Source organism: Mesorhizobium sp. LNJC405B00 (assembly GCF_000502615.1).
In the GTDB taxonomy this organism is placed as follows: Bacteria; Pseudomonadota; Alphaproteobacteria; order Rhizobiales; family Rhizobiaceae; genus Mesorhizobium.
The window spans coordinates 40,608-65,660 of sequence record NZ_AYWC01000001.1; the positions used below are offsets into that span (position 1 = coordinate 40,608).

Consider the following 25,053-nt stretch of genomic DNA (forward strand, 5'->3'; position numbering starts at 1 on the left):
CCGTTCAGAAATCAGTCGGATTGGCGTTCCCTATGGAAGCGATGATTTGCTGGGCCACCAGATCCTGGATGCGCCAAAGGTTCCTGTCGCGGATACCGCTTTCTTCCAACTTGCTGACGGTTCGGAACAGGTATTGAGCCGACGAGCCCCAATGCCCGGCAGCCCGCGCCAGCGTGTCGGCAACCTGCTCCAATGGCAGCCGGCCGGCATAGGCCCTGCCGTCTGGCGCGGCGACGAAAGCCAAGGCCCGCAACGGCCCATCCTTGGTCTTGACCTTGATCCAGCATGGCACGTTAGTCGGCGGATTGGCATCGATCTCGCGGCGCATCAACTGGCCAAGTTGCCCGACATGGTCTTCCGCGGGCAGCCGATAGACGATGCCGTTGCAGCTGCCGCCTCGATCGAGCGCCAGCATCAGCGCCGGCAAATCACGGGTTCCGCGCCAACGGGTCAGCGTCAGGCAAAACGAGCGGTGCCATCCTGGCGCCGTGGCCGGGCGCTGCTCGACATGGGCAAATTCGGGGTTCCAGATCAGCGACCCGTAGGCAAAGACCCATAGCGCTTCAGGCCGATGCTCCGACAGAAGTTGCTCGACAAGACTATCGAACTCCGCGTCTGTATGCTCGGTTGTTCCGGGCTCGGGACCCGGATCCGGTTCGACACGCTCGACCCTTGCGACAAGGTCCGCGGTCAATGCCATCGAGCTGCGACCCACCGGCTTCTTATCCATTGCTGCTCACCCCCCGCAAAAACGATGGCCGACGATAGAACGGCTGCTCGCCGCTGGCCATTGATTTCCAGGGTCCGTCAGGCACAGATACCGCACGGATCGAGCCGCTTTCATGAGCCGACGAAGCCTGCAACGACGCGCATTGACCTGGCTCGCCGCTCTTCTGGCGGTCTGGCTGGCCCTCGCCTATGTCGCTGCGCCGGAATTCTGGACGGTTCGCGACCGCGGCTTTCGCACGCAGACTTTCGAGATGGTGACACACACGCCGCAAGGCATTCCGGGCGACCCGATCAATATCGGCCTTGTCGGTACCGAAAAAGAGATGGTCCATGCCTTCGCCATGGCCGGATGGGATACGGCCGATGGCGTGACGCTAAAGACCGCGATCGAAATCGGTGAGAGCGTGCTGTTCGACCATCCCTATCCTGACGCCCCGGTCAGCCGGCTGCTGTTCGAAGGCCGCGCCCAGGATCTCGCCTTCGAAAAGCCGGTCGGCGGCAGCGCCGACCGGCGCCATCATGTCCGCTTCTGGCGCAGCGATGCGACCGGCGACGACGGCCGAACGCTCTGGATGGGCTCGGCCAGCTTCGACCGCGGCGTTGGTCTCAGCCACGATACCGGCGCCATCACCCACCATATCGCCCCTGACATCGACGCCGAGCGCGATCTCGTGATCCACGACCTGTCGGCGGCCGGCATGGTGACCTCGGCGAGCGACATCCCGGGCATCGGCGCCACCAGGACCGGACGCAACGGCGGCGGCGATCCCTATTTCACCGACGGCAAGGCTGTTGTCGGGGTGCTCAGGCAATTCCCCTGAACCACTGTCATTTTCCAAAAATCATCGCGGACTATTTTCCTGCGGCCCGCCGCAATGCTATTGAGCCCTGATGCTATACGTCGAAATCGCCACCGTGGTCGTCCTCATCTGTGTGAACGGCCTTCTGTCGATGTCCGAGCTCGCCATCGTGTCGTCGCGCCCGGCGCGGCTCAAGGCGATGATCGACCGCGGCGTCAATGGCGCCGGGCGTGCGCTGACGCTCGGCTCCAATCCCGGCAAATTCCTGTCGTCAGTGCAGATCGGCATCACTCTGGTCGGCGTGCTGTCGGGCGCCTTCTCCGGCGCCACGCTGGGCGACAGGCTGTCGGTGTACCTGGCCTCGACCGGCATGCGCGAAAACATTGCCGATCCGCTCGGCGTCGGCATTGTCGTTGCGATCATCACCTATTTCTCGCTGATCGTCGGCGAACTGGTGCCCAAGCAGATCGCGCTGCGCGATCCCGAGCGTGTTGCGGCCCGCGCAGCGCCTGCGATGACCATCCTCGCCACCGTCTCGGCGCCGCTGGTGTTCCTGCTCGACATTTCCGGCCGCGCCATATTGTGGTTGCTCGGCCAGCGCGGCGAGAGCGAGGAAAAAGTCACCGACGAAGAGATCAAGATGCTGGTCGCCGAGGCCGAGCACCACGGCACCATCGAATCTGACGAGCGGCGCATGATCGCCGGCGTCATGCGGCTCGGCGATCGCGCCGTGCGCGCCGTGATGACGCCGCGCACCGAGGTCGACTGGATCAATTTGCAGTCCGATGAGGGTGCCATCCGCAAGCTCTTGATGGAGACCCAGCATTCGCGCCTGCCGGCCGGCGACGGCGGCGTCGACGTCATGGTTGGCGTTGTTCAGACGCGCGACGTGCTGGCCGCCCTGCTCGCCGGCCGCGCACTCGATCCGAGCAAGCATGTGCGCGCCGCCCCCATCGTCTACGATCAGGCCGACGCGCTGGATGTGCTGCAGAAGCTGAAGGAATCCGACGTGCCGATGGCGCTGGTGCATGACGAATACGGCCATTTCGAAGGGATCGTCACGCCTGCCGACATTCTCGAGGCCATCACCGGCGTCTTCCGCGCCGACCTTGATGCCGGCGACGAGGAAAACGCCGTCAAGCGCGAGGACGGCTCATGGCTGCTCGCGGGATACATGCAAGCCGACGAGATGGCTGACGTTCTCGGTATCGACCTGCCGGAAAACCGCGACTACGAGACCGTCGCCGGTTATGTGCTGTCGCACATGCACCATCTGCCGGCGACCGGCGAATGCGTCGACGCGCAAGGCTGGCGTTTCGAGGTCGTCGACCTCGATGGCCGCCGTATCGACAAGCTGATCGCCACCCGGCTGCCCAGCGGCCATCGCGAAGTGGTGCGTTGACACTCTGCCGTCAAAGCGAATAGCGCCCTCAGACCGCGGCTTCGATCGGTTCGGCAAGCTTCGGATTGGAGCGCGAGGCGATCAGGCAACTGGCCACGATCAGGGCCGCTCCAGCCAGCGTGGTCCAGGTCGCCGCCTCGTCGAAGAACAGCCAGCCAAACACGATCGCCCAGATGAAGGCAGAATACTCCGTCGGGATCAGATATTGCGCTTCGGCCCGCGCGTAGGACCAGCTCATCAGGAACTGCCCGGAGAGCGACAGCGCCGTCACCCCGGCCAGCGGAAGCCAGAGATTGCCCGGCAGGGCAACCGCGAGCCAGGGAGCGGCGGGGAGAAGGACGGCGGCAACGCACAGGTTCTGGAACAGCATGATCTCGACTGGCTTGGCCACCAGCGCCTGCCGCCGCGAGAGGATCAGATTGTAGGCGTAGAACACCGTCGATGCGAGCACCGCCACCGTTCCAAGCAGGGCATCCCCGGTATAATTCCCTTGCCCGAACTGTCCGGCCATGATGATGACGACGCCGGCGATGCCCGCCAGCGACGCCCAGATCGCCTGGCGCTGTATGCGTTCGCCCAAAAGCAGCGCCGCCAGCAGGAGAGCGAACAGCGGCGCGACGAAACTAAGCCCGATCCCATCCGCCAGCGGCAATCTGGCAAGGCCCCAGAAGAACGACAGCAGAACGATGCCCACGACCACGGCGCGCAACGCGTGTAGCCGCAGCACGGAAGGCGTGGGAAGGGAACGCGGCCCCGCCGCCCAAGCCGTGCCCGCGACCACGCTCGCAAGCATGCTTCGCCATAGCACCGTGTTGTAGACACCGACGGCGATCACCAGGATTTTCATCGCCGCATCCATGGCGGACAGAAGGAAGATCGCAAGTGCACAGACCAGCACCGGGGTCATGGGGGAAACGACGCCTGACAGGCTGGGTGACTTCACGGGGCATGCTCATGTGATGGATCGCAGCCGGATATATCAGGGGAGGACGGCCAGGCCAGATGGCAGGGCCGTGCATATGGCGGTCCAACCGATCTTCGCAGCCCCTCGATTTGAATTCGGTGCGTCGGCAGCGCCTTTCGCTATCGGCCCCAGCCTGCCCTCACCCATGATTGATCCGCTGGAAGAATGGCAAAAGCAGCCAAAGCCTCTATATCGATTGTCATGGATGCATCGAACGAACACGCGCTAAACGACGAGCTTCTCCAAGATATCCAGCGCCTGTCCTTCGAGTATTTTCTCAACGAGGCCAACCCTGCCAACGGCCTGGTCGCCGACCGCAACACGCAGGCGTCGCCTGCCAGCATAGCCGCCGTCGGGCTCGCTTTGTCGTCCTATCCCGTCGGTGTCGAGCGCGGTTTCATGACGCGCGATGCCGCAATCGAGCGGACGCTCGCCACGCTTCGCTTCTTCTGGAACGCCCCGCACGGGCCGGAGCCCGATGCCACCGGCTACAGGGGTTTCTACTATCATTTCCTCGACATGAAGACCGGCCGCCGCGTCTGGAATTGCGAACTGTCCACGATCGATACCGCCCTTTTGCTTGCCGGTGTTCTGGCCGCCGGCGCTTATTTCGACGAGGACGATGAGCTCGAACTGGAAATCCGCCAGCTTGCCGATGCGCTCTACCGCCGTGCCGACTGGCGCTGGGCGCAGAACGGCGGCGCCACCGTCACCCATGGCTGGCGGCCTGGAAAAGGCTTTCTCCGCTACCGCTGGGAAGGATTTGACGAGGCGCTGATCCTGTACGTCCTGGGTCTCGGTTCGCCGACCCACTCGCTAACTCCCGAGAGCTACGCGGCCTGGCTGTCCACTTACAAATGGAAGACCATCTACGGCCGCGAGATGGTCTATGCCGGCCCGCTTTTCATCCACCAGTTCTCGCATATCTGGATCGATTTTCGCGACATCCGCGATGCCTTCATGCGCGATCACGACCTGGACTATTTCGAAAACAGCCGCCAGGCGACGTATCTGCAGCGCGATTACGCAATCCGCAATCCGAGGGGGTTCGCGGGCTATGGCGAGAATTGCTGGGGCGTCACCGCCAGCGACGGCCCAGGTCCGATCGCGCGGCGAGCCGATGGACGCCGCTTCTTCGGTTATCTCGCCCGCGGCGCACCGTTTGGCCCCGATGACGGCACGCTGTCGCCATGGGCGGCAATCGCCTCCTTGCCTTTTGCGCCGGAAATCGTGCTGCCGGCGCTGCGCCATTTCCACGAGATGGACCTGCGCGACGGCAACTCTTACGGCTTCACCGCGAGCTTCAACCCGACGATCGCTGCCGACGACGGCCGCGCCTGCGGTTGGGTATCGCCGGACCATGTCGGCATCAACCAGGGGCCGATCGCCCTGATGATCGAGAACTACCGGTCCGACTTCCTGTGGCGATTGATGCGCCGCGTGCCGGCCATCACCACAGGACTGCGCCGGGCCGGGTTTTCCGGCGGTTGGCTGTGACAGGCGGCGATCCTTCGCGCGGGATCGTCAAGGCATCAGCGCGACCTTGCCGGTCCGACTCCACCATCCGGCCAAGGGAGCCGAGAGCGCCTCTTCACGTGAATGAAAAAGGGCGGCGCAAACGCCGCCCTTTGGAAAAATCATCGATCCTTGGGAGGATAAGGCTCAGGCCGCCTGGGCTTCGCCGGCAATCGCGTCGGCCTGACGCGCTGCCTTGAGCACGCGGGCCCACCAGGCAACATCGTTGACCAGCGCCGTGGCAGCCTGGTTCAGATGCTCGATCTCCTCGAGCTTCTTCTCGCCCTGGCGCACCGCCAGGAAATCGCTCCAGGCAATGTGAACGGCGGATTTGACCGGCGCCATCTGCAATTCGACCGCGGCAAGACGCAAATGTTCGACAGCGCGCGAGCCGCCGACGCTGCCATAGCCGACGAAACCGGCCGGCTTCTTGTTCCATTCATTGGCGGCGTAATCGATGGCGTTCTTCAGCACGGCCGTCGGGCCATGATTGTATTCGGCGGCGGTGAAGATGAAGCCGTCGAATTCGGCGACCTTCTTTTGCCAGCGCTGGGCAACTTCGTTCTGCGACGGCGCCCAGGCGGACGAGGCGACCTCGTCGAAAAAGGGCAGCGGCCAGTCGCGCAGGTCGACGGTCTCGACGTCGATGTCGGCATGAGATTTCGCGATCTTGGCGATCCACTGGGCGGGCACATCGGCGAAACGCGCGGCGCGTGTCGAACCGACGACGATGGCGATTTTGGGCTTGGACATGGGGCTCTCCATATATGCAAAAGCTGGTATCGTTTGGATACCGGCGCTATATGAGATACTGACAAATGGCAGCGCAAGGAGGCACCGTTATGTTACTGAGGCACCCGCACAACACCGAAGACTGCCGCGCCGTCTCGGAAATCCTGCAGCGCGTCGGCGACAAATGGACCGTTCTGGTCGTCGGCAAGCTGGGCGGCGGACCGCTGCGTTTCAATGAGTTGCGCGCCGCTGTCGGCGGCATTTCGCAGAAGATGCTGACCACCACCTTGCGCGGTCTTGAGCGCGACGGCTTCGTCACCCGAACCGTGTTCCCGACCATCCCGCCACGCGTCGACTATGAGCTGACGGAGCTCGGCCATGAGCTGCTGGTGCCGGTCGGCGCGCTCGGCGAATGGGCGCGGAAAAACACCTCGCGGGTCCAGGCGGCGCGTGAAAGATTCGATGGCGTGCACGCCTGAAAACCGTTGCCCAGCAATAGTTTACGGATTTTGCCGTCGACGACCCGTACCCGGGTTTAACTGGATCCGCCCTTGCATCGTTGGTCACGCCATCGACATAGCTGCAGCGTTTCGTTCGCCGGCGCATCATCATTTTGAGGCTGACGAGGTCTTCCGCTGACGGGCCCTCAGGCCTTTGACGCAGGGTTGCTGCAACACACTGCGCCGCACGTCTCTACCCTTGCAGACCGCTGGGCAGTCCGCTCGTTGCCAACGGTCCGGTCTTGCGTGCAGGCAACGCTTGGAAGCTCTTTCCTGATCTCGGTATAAGCGGTCGTGCCAAGCAGGCAGATCACCGCGACGAGGGCCGCCACGAGCCAGCCGTTCAGCATGTGTTGACGCATTGTCTTCCCTCCGCCGCCCGCAGAATCGGATGTGAAGGCAACCATTGGATGTCGCGCAGCGCATCGCCCGCGCGGGGGATGTTACATAAGCGCAAGCTTGGCAGAATCGACGATGTCAACTTTCGGTTGGAATCGGCTTCGGCTTGCCGTCGCTATCCAGCGCCACCATGACGAAATCGGCGTGGGTGACCTTCTCCATCAGGTCGGAGAGGTAGCGCTGCGCCCACGCCTCGACCTTGAGCGTCATGGAGGTGCGGCCGACGCGCTCGACATGGGTGTAGATGCACAGCGTGTCGCCGATCTTCATCGCTTTGGCGAAGGACATTTCCTTGACAGCCGCCGTCACCACGCGGCCCTTGGCCCGCTCGGCCGCACGGATGCCGCAGGCAAGATCCATCTGCGCCATCACCCAACCGCCAAAGATGTCGCCGGCCGCATTTGCATCGGCCGGCATGGCGAGCGTACGCAAGGTCAGATCACCGATCGGCCGTCCGTCCGCGTAATGCACCATCCGAGATTCCCCTGAAGCGATAGCCCTTGATCCCGTAGCGTCATGGACCCAAGAGGTCAACGCGACGGGCGAGGCTCCCGGCGCAATGTCGGTTCCATGGTGGCTTTTCCGACCAGGCGTCTCACGGTCGCTTTTTTCACAAGCCATGCCGGAAGCCGCAGGGGCGCGGCCAAGCCGTCGCGGATAGGCTGCGCTCAGTTTTGCGGAGCCGCCAACACCAATCATGCAGACTTATGACTTCATCATCGTCGGCTCCGGCTCGGCCGGCTCGGTTCTGGCCGACAGGCTGTCGATTTCGGGCCGCTTCTCCGTGCTGGTGCTGGAAGCCGGCGGCAGCGACCGCCGCTTTTATGTCCAGATGCCGCTCGGCTACGGCAAGACCTTCTTCGATCCGGCGGTCAACTGGAACTACAAGCCCGAGCCGGACCCCGGCCTTGCCGGCAATGTCGACCATTGGCCGCGCGGCAAGCTGCTTGGCGGCTCCAGCTCGATCAACGCCATGGTCTGGATCCGTGGCGCGCGCGAGGACTTTGACGACTGGCGCGATGCCGGAAATCCCGGCTGGGGCTATGACGATCTGTTGCCGGGCTTCAAGGCGCTCGAGGACAATGAGGCCGGCGCCGACAAATGGCGCGGCACCGGCGGGCCGCTGCATATCACCGACACGACGAACGCCGTCCATCCGCTGACCAGGCGCTATCTCGCCGCCGGCCAGCAGGCAGGGCTGCCACTCAACCCCGACTTCAACGGCGCCGCCCAGGAAGGCGTCGGCACCTACCAGATCTCNCCAGATCTCGACCAGGAATGGTCGCCGCATGTCGGCCGCGCGCGCATTCCTGCGCCCGGCGATGAAGCGCAAAAACGTCCGCGTCGAGACGAATGCGCTGGCGAGCAGGATCCTGTTCGAGGGCAAGCGCGCCGTCGGCATCGAATATCTGCAGAATGGCGAGACCAAGACGGCGCGGGCCGGCCGCGAAGTCATCCTGTCCGCCGGCTCGATCAACTCGCCGCAGCTCTTGCAACTGTCCGGCGTCGGTCCCTCCGCACTGCTCAAGGGGCTTGGCATCCCGGTCGTCCACGCCAACGAAAATGTCGGCGCGCATCTGCAGGACCATGTCGGCATCAACTATACCTTCAAGGGAAACGTGCCGACGCTCAACCAAATCTTGCGGCCCTGGTGGGGCAAGCTGCTGGTTGGCATGCAGTACATCCTCACCCGCTCCGGCCCGCTGTCGCTGTCGATGAACCATGGCGGCGGCTTCTTCCGAACCGACCCGGCGTTTTCGCGCCCCAACATGCAGCTTTATTTCCAGGCTTTCTCGACCGTCATTCCGAAGAGCGGCGAGCGGCCGATCCTGACGCCAGATCCGTGGCCGGGCTTTTCCATCGGCCTCTCCAACTGCCGCCCGTCCAGCCGCGGCGAGATCATGATCCGCTCCAGCAATCCGCTGGACTATCCCAGGATCGTCGCCAACGCCTATTCCACCAACGCCGATGTCGACGAGATGCTGGCGGCGGTGAAATTCGTGCGCAAGATAGCCTCGATGCCCGCCATGGCCGAGATCATCACTGAGGAGGTTTTGCCAGGCCCATCGATCCAATCGGATGCCGACCTGATCCAGGATTTCAGGAAGCGCTCAGGCACCGTCTATCACCCGGTCTCGACCTGCCGCATGGGGCCGGACGCCGGGGCCGCCGTCGTCGACCCGCGCCTGAAAGTGCACGGGCTCGAAGGTCTGCGTGTCATCGACGCCTCGATCTTTCCCGCCAACATCACCGGCAACACCAACGCCGCCTCGGTCATGACCGGATGGAAGGGCGCCGAACTGGTTCTGGAGGACCAAAAATGAAGATCACCGACGTCAAGACCTGGGTAGTCGGCAACCCGCCGCCCGGCATCGGCGGCAAGTATTTCATCTTCGTCAAGCTGACCACCGATGGCGGCGTCGTCGGTTACGGCGAGGCCTACAACGCCACCTTCTCGGCTCACATAACAGCGAAGCTGGTCGAGGACATGGCCGAGCGTTACCTGATCGGCCACGATCCGCATGACATCGAGACCTTCTTCCGCCGCGCCTATTCCTCAGGATTTACCCAGCGCCCCGACGTTACCGGCATGGGCTGTTTCTCGGCGCTGGAAATGGCCTGCTGGGACATTGTCGGCAAGGAAGCCGACAAGCCGGTCTACAAACTGCTCGGCGGCCAGGTGCACGAGACGCTGCGCTCCTACACCTATCTCTACCCGCACACCGGCAGCGTCCATTCGGAGGACGCGCCGGACGGCAGGAACGTCTATAACGACCCTGAACTGGCGGCGGCCTGCGCGCTCGAATATGTCGAGCAGGGGTTCAACGCCGTCAAGCTTGACCCGGCCGGTCCTTACACCGCCTTCGACGGCCACCAGCCGCGCCTGATCGACATCGATGTCTCCACCCGCATGGTCAAGGCGATCCGCGAAGCCGTCGGCACCCGCGCCGATATTCTGTTCGGCACGCATGGCCAGTTCACCGCGTCGGGTGCGCTGCGGATGGCACGCGCGATCGAGCCCTACGATCCCTTGTGGTTCGAAGAGCCGGTGCCGCCCGACATGCCCGAAGTGATGGCTCAGGTGGCGCGAGGCACGTCGATCCCGATCGCCACCGGCGAGCGGCTAACGACCAAGTTCGAATTCGCCCGAATCATCGAGAACCGCGCCGCCACCATCCTGCAACCGGACCTTGGCCGTTCCGGCGGCATTCTCGAAACCAAGAAGATCGCCGCCATGGCCGAGGCATACCACATCCAGATCGCGCCGCACTGCTATTGCGGGCCGATCGTCGGCGCCGCCAACATCCAGCTGGCGGTGACGCTGCCCAATTTCCTCATCCTGGAATCGCTGAAGCAGTGGGACGGTTTCCACGCCACGCTCTTGAAGAAGAAGATCGAGTGGCAGGACGGCAATGTCATTCCGTCGAAGGAGCCCGGCCTCGGCGTCGAGCTCAACGAGGCGGTCTGCGAGGCGCATCCCTACACCGGCAAGGACCTGCATTTGCAGATGATGCAAATGCCGCTGATGCCGTGAGCGAACGTTACGCCTTCATCGGCCTTGGCCATCTCGGCGGCAACCTCGCCGCCAGCCTGTTGCGCAACGGTTTTGTCGTCATCGTCTTCGACCGCGACCCCGCCGCCGTCGAGCGCCTGGTTGCGCTCGGCGCCATCGCAGCGAACAGCCCGGCTGAAGCGGCAGCGCTAGCCGGCAACGCCATCACATGCCTGCCCTCGCCCAAGGTCAGTGAAGCGGTGCTGGCTGGTCCCGGTGGACTGCTGGAAGGATTGCCCAAGGGCGGCACATGGATCGAGATGTCGACGAATGGCCGCGACGAGATTCTGCGCCTCGCCGCCCTCGCCTCGGCCAAGGGCGTCGAAACGCTTGAGTGCCCGGTCACCGGCGGCGTGCATCTGGCCGCGGTCGGAAAGATCACCGCGCTTGTCGGCGGCGATGCTGCGCTTTACGAGCGCCATCGTCCGGCCATCGAAGCGATGTGCGCAAAGTCGTTCCTGATGGGTCCGGTCGGCTCGGCGGCGGTGATCAAGGTCATCACCAACATGCTGGCCTTCATCCATCTCGTCGCCGCCGGCGAGGCGCTGATGTTGGCCAAGCAAGGCGGCCTCGACCTCGCGCAATCCTACCACGCCATCGTCGCCTCCTCCGGCAACAGCTTCGTCCATGAGACCGAAAGCCAGCTCATCCTCAACGGCTCCTACGACATTGGCTTCACCATGGACCTGGCACTGAAGGACCTCGGCTTTGCGCTTGCGATGGGCAGGGAGTTCAGACTGCCACTCCAACTGGCGCCGCTTGTGAGTGAGATTTTCCTGATGGGCAAACAGGAATATGGCGGCGGCGCCTGGTCGACCCAGATCGTCAAACTGCTCGAGGATGCCGTCGACATGGATCTGCGCGCGCCCGGTTTCCCAGCCAAGCTGGAAAGCTAAGCCGGGTAAATATGTCCTGCGATTTCAGGCCCTTGGCCGGTTCGCCGGAATCGCCGCTCAAACCACCTGAATCAATCCCTCAACGCCTTGATTCAATATCTCAGCGTCAGCGCTCCGGGCAGGATCTCAAACGTCGCGGGTATACGCCCCGGCGACTCGCCATCTATGTCGACCAGCGCGCCGTTCTTCTCGACATCGCCGATAGGTTCGACCACCACTTTCCGGCCACGCAATATGGTGATGGCCGGATGGTTGCGGTGCCGGCCGCCATAGAGCAGCCGAATATCCCAGATCAGCTTCAGCTTGCCGGCCGCGCGCAGGATGACGATGTCGAACTGGCCGTCGGCGAGTTCGGCGTCCGGGGCGATCATCATGCCGCCGCCGAAGAACTTTCCGTTGGCAACCGCCACCAGCGCCATGCGCGCCTCGACCGGGGTGCCATCGTCGACGGTGATCCGGACATCCTGGAAGCGGTAGCGGATGAACTCGACCACGGTGCGCCAGAAAAACAGCGCCTTGGCCGACATCCTGCCCTTGCGCTTGTCGGCATTGACCGCACGGTCCGTGGCGCCGGATAGGCCGAGGCTGGCGATATTGATGAAGTGCCGGCTGGCCAGCGCGCCATGGTCGTCGATGTAGCAGATGCGCCCTGCATCGACCTTGCGCGCCTTGGCTTCGGCGATCCGCTTCAACGCCGCATCCACCTCTTTCGGCAGCCCGAGCCCGCGCGCGAAATCGATGCCGGTGCCGCAAGGCAGCAAGCCAAGTTCGGTTGTCCGGCCGCTCTCATCGAATGCCTGCAGCAATCCGTCGGCCACTTCGCTGGCGGTGCCGTCGCCGCCGGCCGCGATCACCAGCTCGAAGCCGCTTGCCGCGAGGTCGAGCGCCAGCCGTTCGGCGTCGCCTTCGGCCTGCGTCTCGCGCAGCTCGAATTCGCCGAAATGCTTTTTCAGCGAAGCAGCGACCTCCGGCCAATGCCGTTTCAGCCGGCCGCCGCCGGCAATCGGATTGAGCACCACCCCGACTTTCAATACGCACCCTCCCCGCACCGAGCTGATAGGCTCGATGCTTTGCCGGCATTGAAGCCCGAGCCAGCGGGCGGAGCAAGGGGCGCAGCCGGTTCAAGTGTCGAAAAGCGGGGAAGGCTGTCTAAAACAGCAGTCGCAAAGATTCCGAGGTTCGTGGAAAACGATCCCCGATAATCCCGTTATCCACAGGCTCACGCCCATTCCCCAAATCCGTTACCCGGCGTAAGTTTAACCCATCTCAGGCGGCTACCGATCGCCGCGCCGAAAGGCAAAGCGAAAAGGCGGATTTCCTGAGGCCCGTACGGCCCGAAGCGAGAGCAGGCTTGCTTGTTCGAGGGACGGATGCCGAGACCTACGGGGCCGCGGAAAGCGTGCGAACGCCAACGGCGGACCGATGCTGCCATGAAGGACGGCGAAAACCTTCGATGGCGCGCCGAACGAAGCTCGCAAGGGTGGAGAACGGCGTGGTCTGGAACGGGCACTGCCCTCGGGCGGTGACTGGCAGGACCGTCAAAATCAAGGCCGGCATGGCGCGACGACTTTGCGGAAGTTGCTGCCGCGACCGTGTCCTGATCTGACAGGGAGGCGCTGGGAGAAATCCCGGCGCCGACTGTCTTTTGGGCCAAGGTCCGGTCGGCGAAGCGACGCGTGAAGAAGCCGATACTTCGCTGGAACGCGATTTCGGCGCTGACGGAACCATCTTCATCACCAGGCGCGATCAGCAATTCACCGACATGATCCCGCGCCTGATCGACAGAGGCGTGTCCTTCGTCGAGATCGGTGGCAATGACGCGATCATGCTCACCGTGCTTTCGGCGGCAGATTTCGCTCCGCCCGAAGGCGCCCGGGCGCTGTTCAGCCAACCGTTCCGATCGATCCGGCCACCCGTCGCACCGGGCTGATCGTCGCCGTGCGCAAGCTGCACATCGTGCTGCCGGCGCTGTTCGAAGCAGGCGCGAGGCTGGAGCGCGTCTACAACTGAAGCCGCGCCCTGCACCGCGGCCTGCCCGGCGGGCCAAGCTACTTCTTCGGGCCGATGCCCGGGATCAAATTGAGGCCAGCGTTTATATATTCCGGCCGTATGGCGCCGCTGATGAGCGTGAAGGTGGCGAGCATGATGCTGGCCAGCGCACCGTCATGCCATGGCCTGAGGGCCAGCGCGTTGACGGCATAGGCCCAGAATGGGAAGGCGAGCATCGACATGACGATGTTGGCTCCCGGAGCCTCCGCATTGTCGGCTGAATCGCTGACCGATTTCAGATACACCGGCGTCATCGCCAGCGCGACGATCAACATGATCCATGAAATGGTCCAGACGCTGATACCGGCCATTTCAATCTTATAGATGGCTGCCTGCACCTTACCCGGAATGTCCCCTGGATTGCCTTTGGTCTCTTCCGCCACCGCATCGGTCAACGCCTTGGCAACCGGCTGCTCAGTGGCATTGACCAGGATGGAATTGACGAAGATGAAAAATGCCACGACTTCGGCAGGCACGTACTTCGCAACCCGGTCGAGATAGCCGTCGCCGCCTTTCGATCCTTGATCTTCTTGGTTGTCATCGTCGACGCCGAGCGGAGCATCGCCTGGAATGCCCTCGAGCGTTGAATCCCTTTTTGGCACAGGCTCGGCGGACCGGACAATTCTTCCCATGACTAACCCCTCCTATATTGTTGTATCGCCCGTGAGTATCGTAGTAGAAAACTGGGCCAAGATACAGTTGTCGCGGCCATAGCCGACAAGATTTATTCAGGCTTCTTCCTGCAAATGCATCACGCTCCCGCCCTATCTGCTACCGGGTGTCTCGAAATCCACCTATAGTGAGCCGTACCCGAAAACGCATTCCCCGGCTCATCGCGTGATCGCGGCCAAAATCCCGCCTTGTTCGCGCGCGATGGAAGGACTGGCTGCCGGGGGGCAATCCGAAGGACAAGACCGTGATCAAGACCGCCCTTGTCGCCATGACCATTGTCGGCTGCGACTGCGACGCCAAGCTTTGCGAATATATCGGCGAGACGCCAGCGAAGTGGGCGACCATCGCCGACTGCGAAGCGGCGATGAAAAGCCAGATGCTGCACCAGAAGAACTTCGACTATCCGCTGGTCTCTGGCATATGCCGCAGCAAGGGGTCGGCGTCTTCTTCGCAACTGGCGGCGGCCGCATCCCGCCCGGAACTGAAGCCGGCCAGCCGGAATGTCCAAACCCCGTTGCCGCCGGAACTGAGCCATCGGCCGAGCGTTCCCGTCGGCTCCCCGACGACGGCCATGGAGGCAGCAGCGGTACGGCCCGTCGCCTACGAGCAAGTGGTCGATGGCGGAACAGGCGTGCTCTACCGCACCAGGAACGGCTACGCCGTGGTCAAGACAGATCTCAGCCGCGTCGCGTCGGCAACGGTCGGCATTGCCAAGCGGTCCGCGAACTGGCTGGCAGGGCTGGTGCCGAGCGGGTTGTGAGCGGCCTGCCGTTCGGACCATACCACGCTGTCGCACTGCCGTTGAAAACTCCAGATAGATGCATGATGGTGTCAGGCATCGACACGCAGGAGCGCCATTTCATGAAGCATGCAGTTCGAACCGTGCTGTCCCTGGTGCTGGCCTTGGCGCCGATTCCGGCCGGTGCGCAGGATTCCGGCCAGGGCGGCGACAAGGTTGTAGGCGTCGCCAGGGACGATCCGGACATGGCGGCGGCCATTGCGCAGGCGCGCGCCAGCCTCGATGAATTCCTGTCCTTGTCGGATGCGCCGCCAGCCGGGACAACCAGCTACAAATTGAAAGTCGAGGTCAGGGACGGAGACGCCTCGGAGCATTTCTGGATCATCCCCTTCCACAAGACCGCGACCGGCTTTGCAGGAACATTGGCCAATGAGCCGCAAGCGGTGCACAATGTCGTGGCCGGCCAGGAACTCGAATTCAACCGGGACGATATTTCCGACTGGGGCTACACCAAAAACGGTCGCCAGGTCGGCAGCTTCACCGTCTGCGTGATGTTCAAGACGATGGCGCAAGAAGACGTCGAATATTATCGCCAGAACTACGGCTTCGCCTGCTGACGCGCGGCAGCCTGGCTAATGCATGCGCCCAAACAGGACCGCCGTTTTGGGGCAACGATATGCATGAAAACAAGACCTGAAGCGCGTCGCATGAATTCGTTTCGACGCGCGGCGCTTTAGGCCTCGCCATCCGTCGCGCCGATCTTGCGCACCAGCGCCGCCGTCGCCAAGATCGCGCCCATATCGGCGATCATCGGCGCGATGTGCTTGGTGTAATCGAGCGGCACGGAAATGGCGGGCAGTTCGAAGAAATTCTTCGGCTGCGGCAAGAGCAGGAAGCCATCGCTGCCATTAAGTGCCACCCGCGCCGGATCATCGCGCCATGTCTCGTGCAGCCATTTCAGCGCCTGCGCCAACCGGCCGCTCACCAGCGGCTGCGCGGCGGCGACATTGTCGGTGCGAAATTCGTAGTCGCCGTCGAGCAGCGGATCGCCGCTGGACAGTTCCTGCATCTTGCCGGCGAAGATGCCGCGGAAGAAACCGACCACCGCGTTGCTGCGGCGCGTCGCAACCAATATGCCGGGGAACGGCGCGATCGTCTCGAACGCAACGATGACGCCCTTGAAGACCGTCGACGAGCCTTTGCCCGAACCTTGGCGCAACTCCGCCTCGTAGAGCTCGAACGGAAAATCCTCGTAGCGGCCTGACACGATGTCGTCGAAGCTCTGCCGGTTGAAGGCGCCGACCACGGCGCGCGGCAGCCGGTCGAAGGAATTCGGCGTCACGCTGTGCTGATAGCGCACATCCCTGATGAAGCCGAAGATGATCGGCAGCAGCGTGTCACGGAACGATTGCTGCAGCCGCGTCGCCGGCCTGATCGCCAGGAAGTACAGCAGCAGCGCCGCGAAGAAACCGCCGACATAGAGGAACACATGCGGCGTCGAGAACCATTGCTCGTTCAAGTCGGCGACCTTGTTGAACAGCCAGGCCACCAGCACGACAAAAACCAGCAGCAGCCCCAGAAACACCGGCACCCGCCAGCGCACCTGGCGGCAGGCCGAAGCCCGTCCAGCCTCATAGATCTCGATATTCTTCCTGATGCCGGCGACCACCGCTTCATCAGGCATGAACTCAGCTGCTTCCATCGCCCCCTCGCAAAGTCATATTATGCCTATGATAGCGGGAAAGTCGTCAGTCGCCAAAGATCGCCTTCAGCCTGGCCTCGACCTTGCCCTTCATCCGGCCAGTCAGCGCCTCGACCGGAACCAACCGCTCATGCCCGCCTGAGCGCAGCCGCATGAAGGGATGCATCCGGTAGCCGGCGATCGCGCCGCGCTTGCCGAGATCGGCGCTGACATCGACGACGAAAATGCCGCCGATGCGGCCGGGCCAGGGCTGTCGCTCCAGCGCCGTGCCGAGGAAGTCGCCAAGCCCGTACGCCACGAGCGTCTTGCCGACCCATTGCACCGGCTGCACGACATGGGCGTGGTGCCCGGCAATCAGCCCGACGCCGTGACCGGCCAGCAACCTCGCCAGCGTTTGCGTTTGCGGCTGCGGAAAATGCCGGAACTCCCAGTCCCAGTGCGGCACCGCACAGGTGAGGTCGATGTTCTTGTCGGCCGCGCCTCTCGGCCATGCCGCCGGATAGCTTTGCATCGACACACGCTCATTGAAAACTGCGGCGTCGGCATTGCGCCACAGTGTGAAAGCGGCAAAGCCGATCGTCAGCGGCCCGGCCTTGACCTGCTCGACCGGCCCTTTTTTCGCGGTGCCGATGGTGCGGATGCCAAGCCGCTTCAGCGCCGCAACCGTCTCGTCGAAACCGGCGACGCCCTGGTCGAGCACATGGTTGTTGGCCAGCGACAGCACGAGCTTTTCACGCGCAACGCCCAGCGCCGCCAGCGCATCCGCCAGAAACCGCTCGCTCATCGCATGGTGCGTGCCAAGCCGCGTGCCAAACGCCACGCTCGGCCGCTCGACGACCGGACTTTCGCAATTGCCGATCACCAGATCGGCTGAGCCCAAGAGTTTTGCGATTTCCGGATCGCACTCCGGCGCACTACGGTTGGCCACCGCCGAAATATCGCCGACAAAGGCCAGCCGCACCTTCCGCCCTGGCGGTGGATCGATGAGTGTCGTCGCCGCGATGGGCGCAAAATCCCTGACATCGCCGCCAAGCGACGGCTTCAGGAAGCGCGGCAGCCATGACAGTTTGTAGGAAAGCGGATAGTTCGACACGCGACGCCCAATCGTTTGCCCAATCGGTTAGCTTGTGTAGACGGTCTGCCCGGGAAGTGTCGACCGTCAGTCCTTGAAACACTGCCGCCGGCAGACACGGCGCCAAATGCGTGTAATGTCTGCGCATCGCATAGTGGAGGGATGAGATGACACGTTTTGCAGGCCTGCTGGCGTCCGCCTTCCTCCTGTTGCTGCCGCTATCTTCGGCCCGCGCCGCCGCGCCCGAAGCGGCAACCGCTTTGTTCGAGGCCAAAACGGTGACCGAGCGCAACCGTGCGCTCACAACGCTTGAGTCTGCAGCGAAAGGCGATCCGGCGTCAGCCTATGCCGCCGGCGCCGGCGAATTCTTCACCGCGCTGGAAATCCTCGCCGGCGGTCTGCACCGCCACGGGTTCGAAAGCCCGCAATCCTTCATGCTGCCGCTGATGCGGCTGCCGATTCCGGACAATCCCGATCCCGAACCGCTGACCTATGAGCAGTTCCGCGCCATTCTGGTCGCCTTCCGCGACCGGCTGGAGACATCCGCGGCCACTCTGGGCTCGGTACCCGCCGATGCCGATATCGGCATGGTCGTCGACCTCACCCATGCCGGCATCGATCTCAACGAAGACGGCGCCATCGCGCCGGATGAAAGCATGGCCGCCATCATGGCCTCGCTGTCGCGCGGCGGTACCTCGTCGGACGGCGCCGCTTCCTCGCTCACATTCCGCTTCGACCGCGCCGACGGTTTCTGGCTGCAGGGCTATGCCGAATTCCTGATGGCGCAGGCCGATTTCTGGCTGGCGCATGATTTCAGGACCATGTTCGACGGCTCGTTCCACATGCTGTTTCCGCGCGCCAAACTGCCGCTGCAGGACATTCTCGTGCCTCCCGCCGGCGACATGGGCAGCAGCATCTTCTCATCGGAATGGCGCATCGCGGATTTCATCTCCATGGTTCACCTCGTCAACTGGCCGGTGGTCGAGCCCGAGCGCCGTCAAGCGGCGCGCCGCCATCTGCTCGAAATCATCCGGCTGTCGCGCGAGGACTGGAAGGCGATCCGCGCCGAGACCGACAATGACCGCGAATGGCTGCCGGGACCGCAGCAGAAGGGCGAGAACCCGCTCACCGGGCTCGAAGTCGGCGAGGAGCAGGTCGAGGCCTGGCTCGCCACTCTGACCATGGCCGAAGACCTTTTGGAAGGCCGCAAGCTGCTGCCGCATTTCCGCATCACGGCCAGCACCGGCCAGGGCATCAACATGAAGCGTTTCTTCGAAGAACCGAAGCCTTTCGACCTCGTGCTGTCGATTACCGGCCCGGCCATCGCGCCCTACCTCGAGAGCGGTGAGATCGTGACCAGCGGCGAGTTCGACCAGATCCAGCGCCAGTTCGGTGGCGGTGGGTTTTTGACCTTCGCGCTGTGGTTCAATTGAGCAGGCGGCCTGGCTTCGCGTAACACAGCTCCTGACACCCTTGTGTCAGGAGCTTCGACCCGCTTAGCGCCCTTCGCCACTGCACTCTTTCCATTTTGGCGGACTCTGCCCATATTTGGGGCATGGCCAAACTCCCTGACAAAAAGACACCGTCTCCGGCGGGTGACAACGGCGCTTCGCCGCCGAAGCGGCGCAGCCCGCTGACCGATTTCCTCGATGCCTCGGAGCCTCTGCACAGAGGCGGCTTCGCCGAGGCGCCGCAGGCCGACTTCACCGGCGCGCCGCTGAGCGGCTCGATTGCCGACTGGGCCGAGCAGATCGAGCAGGAGGCCGAGAAGGAAGGCCGTCTCACCGGTAAGAGCGATGGTGGATCGCCAAAGTCCGCGAAGAAGATCCCGGAGCGGTCCGCTGCGCCCGGCCGCAGTTCGCGCGGCACCTCGATGGGCGGCGCGGCCACGGCCCGCGAACGCACCGCAGCCGGCCTCAATCCGGTCGCCGGCCTCGACATCTCGCTGGAAGACGCCGAGACCATGGCCTCGGGCAGCGTCACCGCCACGGTCGCGGCGCTGTCGGCGCTGATCGAATCCGGCAACCCCTTGCACAAGGACGGCGTGCTGTGGACGCCGCACCGCCCTGCCCGCCCGGAAAAATCCGAAGGCGGCATCGCCATCAAGATGGTGTCGGATTTCGAGCCGGCCGGCGACCAGCCGACCGCCATCAAGGATCTTGTCGAGGGCGTCGATAACAATGACCGCACGCAGGTGCTGCTCGGCGTTACCGGCTCCGGCAAAACCTTCACCATGGCCAAGGTGATCGAGCAGACGCAGCGCCCTGCTTTGATCCTGGCGCCCAACAAAACGCTGGCCGCGCAGCTCTATTCCGAGTTCAAGAAATTCTTCCCCGACAATGCGGTCGAGTATTTCGTCTCCTACTACGACTACTACCAGCCGGAAGCCTACGTTCCGCGCACCGACACCTTCATCGAGAAGGAATCCTCGATCAACGAGCAGATCGACCGGATGCGCCATTCGGCCACGCGTTCGCTGCTCGAGCGCGACGACGTCATCATCGTCGCCTCGGTGTCCTGCATCTACGGTATCGGCTCGGTCGAGACCTACACGGCGATGACCTTCCAGATGCAGATCGGCGACCGGCTCGACCAGCGGGCTCTGCTCGCGGATCTCGTCGCCCAGCAGTACAAGCGCCAGGACATCAATTTCGTGCGCGGCTCGTTCCGCGTGCGCGGCGACACGATCGAAATCTTCCCGGCCCACCTTGAGGACCGCGCCTGGCGCATCTCGATGTTCGGCGACGAGATCGAGGCGATCACCGAATTCGATCCGCTCACCGGCCAGAAGACCGGCGAGCTGAAGAGCGTCAAGATCTACGCCAACTCGCACTATGTGACGCCGCGTCCAACGCTCAACCAGGCGATCAAGTCGATCAAGGAGGAGCTCAAGCACCGGCTGGTCGAGCTCGAGCGCGCCGGCCGCCTGCTGGAGGCACAGCGGCTCGAACAGCGCTGCCGCTTCGATCTTGAGATGCTGGAAGCCACCGGCTCCTGCGCCGGCATCGAGAACTATTCGCGCTATCTCACGGGACGCCAGCCGGGCGATCCGCCGCCGACATTGTTCGAATATATCCCGGACAATGCGCTGGTCTTCATCGACGAAAGCCACGTCACCGTGCCGCAGATCGGCGGCATGTATCGTGGCGACTTTCGGCGCAAGGCGACGCTGGCGGAGTATGGTTTTCGCCTGCCCTCCTGCATGGACAACCGTCCGCTGCGCTTCGAGGAATGGGACGCCATGCGACCGCTCTCCGTCGCGGTTTCTGCGACACCCGGCGCCTGGGAGATGGAACAGGCCGGCGGCGTGTTCGCCGAGCAGGTCATCCGCCCGACCGGCCTGATCGATCCACCGGTCGAAGTCCGCCCGGCGAAAAGCCAGGTCGACGATGTCGTCGGCGAAATCCGCGACACCACGGCCGCCGGCTACCGCACGCTGGTCACCGTTTTGACCAAGCGCATGGCCGAAGACTTGACCGAATATTTGCATGAGCAAGGCGTGCGCGTTCGCTACATGCACTCCGACATCGACACGCTGGAGCGCATCGAGATTCTGCGCGATCTCCGCCTCGGCGCTTTCGACGTGCTGGTCGGCATCAACCTGCTGCGCGAAGGCCTCGACATTCCCGAATGCGGTTTCGTCGCCATCCTCGACGCCGACAAGGAGGGCTTCCTGCGCTCCGAGACGTCGCTGATCCAGACCATCGGTCGCGCCGCCCGCAACGTCGACGGCAAGGTCATCCTCTATGCCGACCAGGTCACCGGCTCGATGGAGCGGGCGATGGCCGAGACCAACCGCCGCCGCGAAAAGCAGATGGAATGGAACGCGGCCAACGGCATCACCCCGGAATCGGTGAAGTCGCGCATCTCCGACATTCTGGACTCGGTCTACGAGAAGGACCATGTCCGCGCCGATATCTCGCAGTTCACCGACGGCGCCGGTGCGATGATGGGCAACAATCTCAAGGCTCATCTCGACGCCATGGAAAAGCAGATGCGCGACGCCGCCGCCAATCTCGACTTCGAGAAGGCCGCCCGCATCCGCGACGAGATCAAGCGGCTGCGCGAGATGGAACTGTCCATCTCGGAAGACCCTCTGGCCAAATACGCCGACATGGAAAGCCCGGTCTCCGGCCGCGAGAAGGGCAAGCACAACAAGGGCGTGGCCAAGCACCGTACGGCTGAGGAACAGGAGCGTTTTCGCAAGTTCGACGACGCACGCGCGGCTGAAGAGGCGGCCAGGGCTGCCCGGTCCAACCTCTTCCGCAAGCCGGCGCTCGACGAAATGGGTGCCGACGGCGCCGTGCCGGTGAAGAAACCGCTGTTTGCCAAGCCGTCGATCGACGATATGGGGCCTGGTACCGACATGCCGACACCGTCAGGCGCGGTGTCGCGCTCGCTGTTCAAGAAACAGTCGGCGCAGGAAGCGCACGGCTCCGACTTCGGCATTCCGGGCGATGCCACCAAGCCGCTGTTCAAGAAAAACTCGCTGGACGAGATGACCGTGCGGCGGACCGAAAAGCCGGTCGAAGGAAAAGTGCCGGCCAAGCCAAACCCAATCTCCCCCCAAGTGGGGGAGATGTCCGGCAGGACAGAGGGGGGCGCGAAGGATCGCGACGATTCCCCCAAGCCAATCATTCGCCAGCGTGCTGGCATCGGCTCCTACGAGGACCCAGGCGATGCGCGTCGTGATAAGCGGCGGCCGGGGAAGACGGGACGGCCAGGAAAGTAAGCGCCCTTCCCCTTCTCCCCTTGTGGGAGAAGGTGGATCGGCGAGCAGCGCCGAGACGGTTGAGGGGTGTTCCAGCGGAGTGAGACGTTGGTGTTTTCTGGAACACCCCTCGTCCGACCGAGCTTCGCTCGGCCACCTTCTCCCACAAGGGGAGAAGGTAAGAACCGACCCGCTGCACCGTTGCGAATTTTCGACGCCGGCCACTAGAATGCGTGATGATCGTCACGCGCAGACTTCAGGAAGACGAGTTCAAGGCTTGCTTCGCCGAGCCCATGACGAACGTCACCGCCAAGGCAGAGGCTGCCGTGGACATATGGCCGTATGTCGAGGCGCTGGATCTCGATGAGATCGGCCTGCCCTATTTGAACGACGTCCACTATGTCTACCGGGATGCCCAAAACCGGTTCGATCAAGTTCTGATTGGCACCGGCAGGTTCAACGCCCTGCTTGTGATCGTTGTTGATCTTCACAGGAGCGCAGTGTTCGGACATTTCCTGCTGGATCCAAACAGGGAATACGGAGTGAGCGGAGGCCATCTGAGGCCCGTGTGACAGTAGCGGCCGATTGCCAACCGACCCGCCCACTTGCCACCTTTCTCGACGCTGTCACCAACCGCACGCTGTTCTTGCGCCCGGAGGACTCGCCGGTGTTTGCACTGCCCTATTCCAGGGCGAGGCAAGCGCTCGACGACCTGGACGCTTCGACGGCGCGCCGGTTCGAGCGCGACATGAAGGTGGCGCAGCAGCTGCGCAAGCAGGCCGCCAAGCTCAACAACATCGGCATCAATTCCGGCAGCGACCTTTTGACGGTGAAGACCAAGCAACTCAGGGAACGGGCGGAGAAGCTGGAAGACGCCGCGGTATCGGCGCATCGCGAGAAATCAGCCGGCGCGATCCGGCTGGCCAACCGCGGCACCCATGCCAAGGTGCTGATTACGCTGGACGACGCCACGGTGGAAACGCCGGACGGCATGCTGCTGTTCAAGACCGGCAAGCGCCACATCTGCCAGGGCGATCGCATCGTGCTGCTCGGCCGCAACGGCGTCGGCAAGTCGCGTTTCGTCGATCTGATCCGCAACGCCATCGCCGAGCCGGACACGGTGCCGAACGTCAAGGTGACGCCGTCGACGGTGCTTGGCTACAGCGACCAGGCGCTGGCCGGCATCAGTGGCGACGACACGCCGCTGGCCCTGGTCTCGCACCGCTACGATGTCGGCGAGCAACGCGCCCGCTCGCTGCTTGCCGGCGCCGGCGTGGTCATCGAGATGCAGGAGAAAAAGATCGGCGTGCTGTCCGGTGGCCAGAAGGCGCGGCTGATGATGCTGGCGCTCAGGCTCGCCAACCCTAACTTCTACCTGCTCGACGAGCCGACCAACCATCTCGACATAGACGGCCAGGAAGCGCTGGAAGCGGAACTGCTGGAACATCAGGCGAGCTGCCTGCTCGCCTCGCATGACCGTTCCTTCATCCGCGCCATCGGCAACCGCTTCTGGCTGATCGACAAGCGGAAGCTGACCGAAGTCGAAGACCCCGAGGATTTCTTCCGCTCGGTGGCTGAAACGGCGGGCTGAGGAACTACCACCATGGGCCGTACCGTGTTGCGGCCCATGCTTTCGCATCTCCCGCAAATATTTTCAGCGCTCTGTCGGATCGCCTGAACCTGCTGCGTCCTTGGGATGCCGACACGATGATGCCGGCTTCATCTGAGGAGAACGCATCATGTCCATCCTGTCATCCATAGGCCGCGTCGCCGCCCGTTACGCACAGAACCGCGCCCGCTATCGCAGCGAGCGCGAGCTTCTGGCCCTGCCGATCGAACTGCGCAAGGATATCGGCTGGCCGGAAATCCTCATCGACGCGCAAAACGGCCCGCGGATCTGCAGGGCGCCCTGACCATGCGGTCGGGAAAATCGATGCAGGCCGCCGCGGGGCGACCGTTGCTCAGTCATGCGTATCGCCCGACAGCGGCGTCGCCTGCATCGATCGACGCTTTTCGAACGCCTCGAACCAGCGCGTCAGCCGCGCCCGCGCGCGAAAGGACGGCAGCTGGCGGAACGTCATCCAGGACAGCGTGGTGGCAAGCGCTATGTGGCCGACATGGAGCGATGTCTCGTCGTCCAGCGCGCTTTCGATCCAGTCATAGCTGGCCTCGATTTTTTCCCGGTAGCCTTCGGCAAGCGCTGCATAGCGCAACTGTTCGGGCCGCCTTTCCGTCTCCCAGCGCAGGCCTATGCCCGTCTGCGCTAGGCCTTGGGCGACCGCCTGCAGCCGCAACGCCTGCCAGCGCGCTTCGCCGTCCTGCGGCAGCAATTTGCGGCCATCATGCAGCGTATCGAGATAGGCGCAGATGACATCGGAATCGAAGAGCGGCGACGCATCCGGCCGCAGCAGCACCGGCACCTTGCCGAGCGGGTTTTCGGCGTAGACACGGGCATTGCGCAAGGTCGGGCTGGTCTCGTGATGAATGACCTCGAGCCGGTCGGCAAGCCCGACCTCATGGGCGAAGACGAGCGCCTTGCGCGCAAAGGGCGAATGGGTCTGGTAATAGAGGATCATTGTCGTCTCAGCGGGTTGGAGAAGCAGTCCCCTTTTCTAGCC

At 63.5% G+C, this 25,053-nt stretch carries 22 protein-coding genes and 2 pseudogenes; 15 read left to right on the forward strand and 9 right to left on the reverse strand.

What is annotated here, in order from left to right; translation table 11 throughout:
- Positions 1-4: 4 nt before the first annotated feature.
- Complete coding sequence (locus X756_RS164845) at positions 5-700, reverse strand: gamma-glutamylcyclotransferase (protein ID WP_245264429.1); 696 nt, start codon at positions 698-700, stop codon at positions 5-7.
- A gap of 142 nt (positions 701-842) precedes the next feature.
- On the opposite strand from X756_RS164845, the gene X756_RS164840 reads away from it, so the two are divergent.
- A complete protein-coding gene (locus X756_RS164840) occupies positions 843-1,550 on the forward strand; it encodes an LssY C-terminal domain-containing protein (protein WP_023728212.1) in 708 nt (235 codons plus the stop codon).
- Between the two features lie 70 nt (positions 1,551-1,620).
- Positions 1,621-2,931: a hemolysin family protein gene (locus X756_RS164835; RefSeq protein WP_023728213.1), complete on the forward strand. Its 1,311-nt coding sequence runs from the start codon at positions 1,621-1,623 to the stop codon at positions 2,929-2,931.
- Positions 2,932-2,959: 28 nt separating this feature from the next.
- Here X756_RS164835 and X756_RS164830 read toward each other — a convergent pair whose 3' ends face one another.
- Positions 2,960-3,838, reverse strand: a complete 879-nt coding sequence (locus X756_RS164830) for a DMT family transporter (protein WP_050588054.1) — start codon at positions 3,836-3,838, stop codon at positions 2,960-2,962.
- A 258-nt stretch (positions 3,839-4,096) separates the two neighbouring features.
- Here X756_RS164830 and X756_RS164825 point away from each other — a divergent pair, with 258 nt between their 5' ends.
- Entirely contained in the window at positions 4,097-5,392 is a 1,296-nt protein-coding gene (locus X756_RS164825) for a glucoamylase family protein (RefSeq protein ID WP_023728215.1), read from the forward strand.
- A 165-nt stretch (positions 5,393-5,557) separates the two neighbouring features.
- Here the strand turns inward: X756_RS164825 and X756_RS164820 are convergent, their stop codons facing one another.
- Positions 5,558-6,163, reverse strand: a complete 606-nt coding sequence (locus tag X756_RS164820; RefSeq protein WP_023671992.1) for an NADPH-dependent FMN reductase — start codon at positions 6,161-6,163, stop codon at positions 5,558-5,560.
- 89 nt (positions 6,164-6,252) lie between these two features.
- On the opposite strand from X756_RS164820, the gene X756_RS164815 reads away from it, so the two are divergent.
- Positions 6,253-6,621 carry a helix-turn-helix domain-containing protein gene (locus X756_RS164815; protein WP_023683744.1) on the forward strand — a complete coding sequence of 123 codons (369 nt, stop codon included), beginning with the start codon at positions 6,253-6,255 and terminating at the stop codon, positions 6,619-6,621.
- Between the two features lie 498 nt (positions 6,622-7,119).
- On the opposite strand, the gene X756_RS164805 is transcribed toward X756_RS164815, so the two are convergent.
- On the reverse strand, positions 7,120-7,515 hold the full coding sequence (locus X756_RS164805; RefSeq protein ID WP_023671995.1) for an acyl-CoA thioesterase: 396 nt from the start codon (positions 7,513-7,515) through the stop codon (positions 7,120-7,122).
- A 223-nt stretch (positions 7,516-7,738) separates the two neighbouring features.
- On the opposite strand from X756_RS164805, the pseudogene X756_RS01000000165065 reads away from it, so the two are divergent.
- From X756_RS01000000165065 to X756_RS164795, 3 genes and pseudogenes are all read left to right on the forward strand, one after another.
- Positions 7,739-9,365: pseudogene (locus tag X756_RS01000000165065) on the forward strand (GMC family oxidoreductase N-terminal domain-containing protein).
- Positions 9,362-10,576, forward strand: coding sequence for a mandelate racemase/muconate lactonizing enzyme family protein (locus tag X756_RS164800; protein WP_023711165.1), 1,215 nt, complete (start codon positions 9,362-9,364; stop codon positions 10,574-10,576). The pseudogene X756_RS01000000165065 and the gene X756_RS164800 overlap by 4 nt, the downstream one beginning before the upstream one ends.
- Positions 10,573-11,490, forward strand: coding sequence for an NAD(P)-dependent oxidoreductase (locus tag X756_RS164795; RefSeq protein ID WP_023728216.1), 918 nt, complete (start codon positions 10,573-10,575; stop codon positions 11,488-11,490). The genes X756_RS164800 and X756_RS164795 overlap by 4 nt, the downstream gene beginning before the upstream one ends.
- Positions 11,491-11,582: 92 nt before the next feature.
- On the opposite strand, the gene X756_RS164790 is transcribed toward X756_RS164795, so the two are convergent.
- Complete coding sequence (locus X756_RS164790) at positions 11,583-12,521, reverse strand: diacylglycerol kinase family protein (RefSeq protein ID WP_023728217.1); 939 nt, start codon at positions 12,519-12,521, stop codon at positions 11,583-11,585.
- A gap of 614 nt (positions 12,522-13,135) precedes the next feature.
- Between X756_RS164790 and X756_RS164785 the strand changes: the two genes are divergently transcribed.
- Complete coding sequence (locus tag X756_RS164785) at positions 13,136-13,420, forward strand: hypothetical protein (protein WP_023728218.1); 285 nt, start codon at positions 13,136-13,138, stop codon at positions 13,418-13,420.
- A 118-nt stretch (positions 13,421-13,538) separates the two neighbouring features.
- Here the strand turns inward: X756_RS164785 and X756_RS164780 are convergent, their stop codons facing one another.
- A complete protein-coding gene (locus X756_RS164780) occupies positions 13,539-14,171 on the reverse strand; it encodes a hypothetical protein (RefSeq protein WP_156941312.1) in 633 nt (210 codons plus the stop codon).
- A 284-nt stretch (positions 14,172-14,455) separates the two neighbouring features.
- On the opposite strand from X756_RS164780, the gene X756_RS164775 reads away from it, so the two are divergent.
- Together X756_RS164775 and X756_RS164770 are read left to right on the forward strand one after the other, a co-directional pair.
- The gene (locus X756_RS164775) at positions 14,456-14,971 is read left to right on the forward strand and encodes a hypothetical protein (RefSeq protein ID WP_023728220.1); all 516 of its coding nucleotides are present in this window, start codon (positions 14,456-14,458) and stop codon (positions 14,969-14,971) included.
- A 101-nt stretch (positions 14,972-15,072) separates the two neighbouring features.
- Positions 15,073-15,567, forward strand: a complete 495-nt coding sequence (locus X756_RS164770) for a DUF2314 domain-containing protein (RefSeq protein ID WP_023724939.1) — start codon at positions 15,073-15,075, stop codon at positions 15,565-15,567.
- Positions 15,568-15,683: 116 nt separating this feature from the next.
- On the opposite strand, the gene X756_RS164765 is transcribed toward X756_RS164770, so the two are convergent.
- Both X756_RS164765 and X756_RS164760 read right to left on the reverse strand, forming a co-directional pair.
- A complete protein-coding gene (locus X756_RS164765) occupies positions 15,684-16,652 on the reverse strand; it encodes a DUF3137 domain-containing protein (RefSeq protein WP_023728221.1) in 969 nt (322 codons plus the stop codon).
- A 46-nt stretch (positions 16,653-16,698) separates the two neighbouring features.
- Complete coding sequence (locus X756_RS164760) at positions 16,699-17,745, reverse strand: CapA family protein (RefSeq protein ID WP_023728222.1); 1,047 nt, start codon at positions 17,743-17,745, stop codon at positions 16,699-16,701.
- 146 nt (positions 17,746-17,891) lie between these two features.
- Here X756_RS164760 and X756_RS164755 point away from each other — a divergent pair, with 146 nt between their 5' ends.
- The 5 genes and pseudogenes from X756_RS164755 to X756_RS1000000169215 all read left to right on the forward strand — a co-directional run bounded on the left by X756_RS164755 (position 17,892) and on the right by X756_RS1000000169215 (position 24,348).
- On the forward strand, positions 17,892-19,157 hold the full coding sequence (locus tag X756_RS164755) for a hypothetical protein (protein ID WP_023728223.1): 1,266 nt from the start codon (positions 17,892-17,894) through the stop codon (positions 19,155-19,157).
- Positions 19,158-19,279: 122 nt separating this feature from the next.
- The gene (gene uvrB, locus X756_RS164750) at positions 19,280-22,456 is read left to right on the forward strand and encodes an excinuclease ABC subunit UvrB (RefSeq protein WP_023728224.1); all 3,177 of its coding nucleotides are present in this window, start codon (positions 19,280-19,282) and stop codon (positions 22,454-22,456) included.
- A 215-nt stretch (positions 22,457-22,671) separates the two neighbouring features.
- Entirely contained in the window at positions 22,672-23,007 is a 336-nt protein-coding gene (locus tag X756_RS164745; protein ID WP_023728225.1) for a hypothetical protein, read from the forward strand.
- A gap of 41 nt (positions 23,008-23,048) precedes the next feature.
- Positions 23,049-24,026 (forward strand): annotated as a pseudogene (locus X756_RS164740) (ATP-binding cassette domain-containing protein); the annotation flags it as partial.
- Between the two features lie 148 nt (positions 24,027-24,174).
- Positions 24,175-24,348: a hypothetical protein gene (locus X756_RS1000000169215; protein ID WP_023672009.1), complete on the forward strand. Its 174-nt coding sequence runs from the start codon at positions 24,175-24,177 to the stop codon at positions 24,346-24,348.
- A 48-nt stretch (positions 24,349-24,396) separates the two neighbouring features.
- Here X756_RS1000000169215 and X756_RS164735 read toward each other — a convergent pair whose 3' ends face one another.
- On the reverse strand, positions 24,397-25,011 hold the full coding sequence (locus X756_RS164735; RefSeq protein ID WP_023728227.1) for a glutathione S-transferase family protein: 615 nt from the start codon (positions 25,009-25,011) through the stop codon (positions 24,397-24,399).
- Positions 25,012-25,053: the final 42 nt, after the last annotated feature.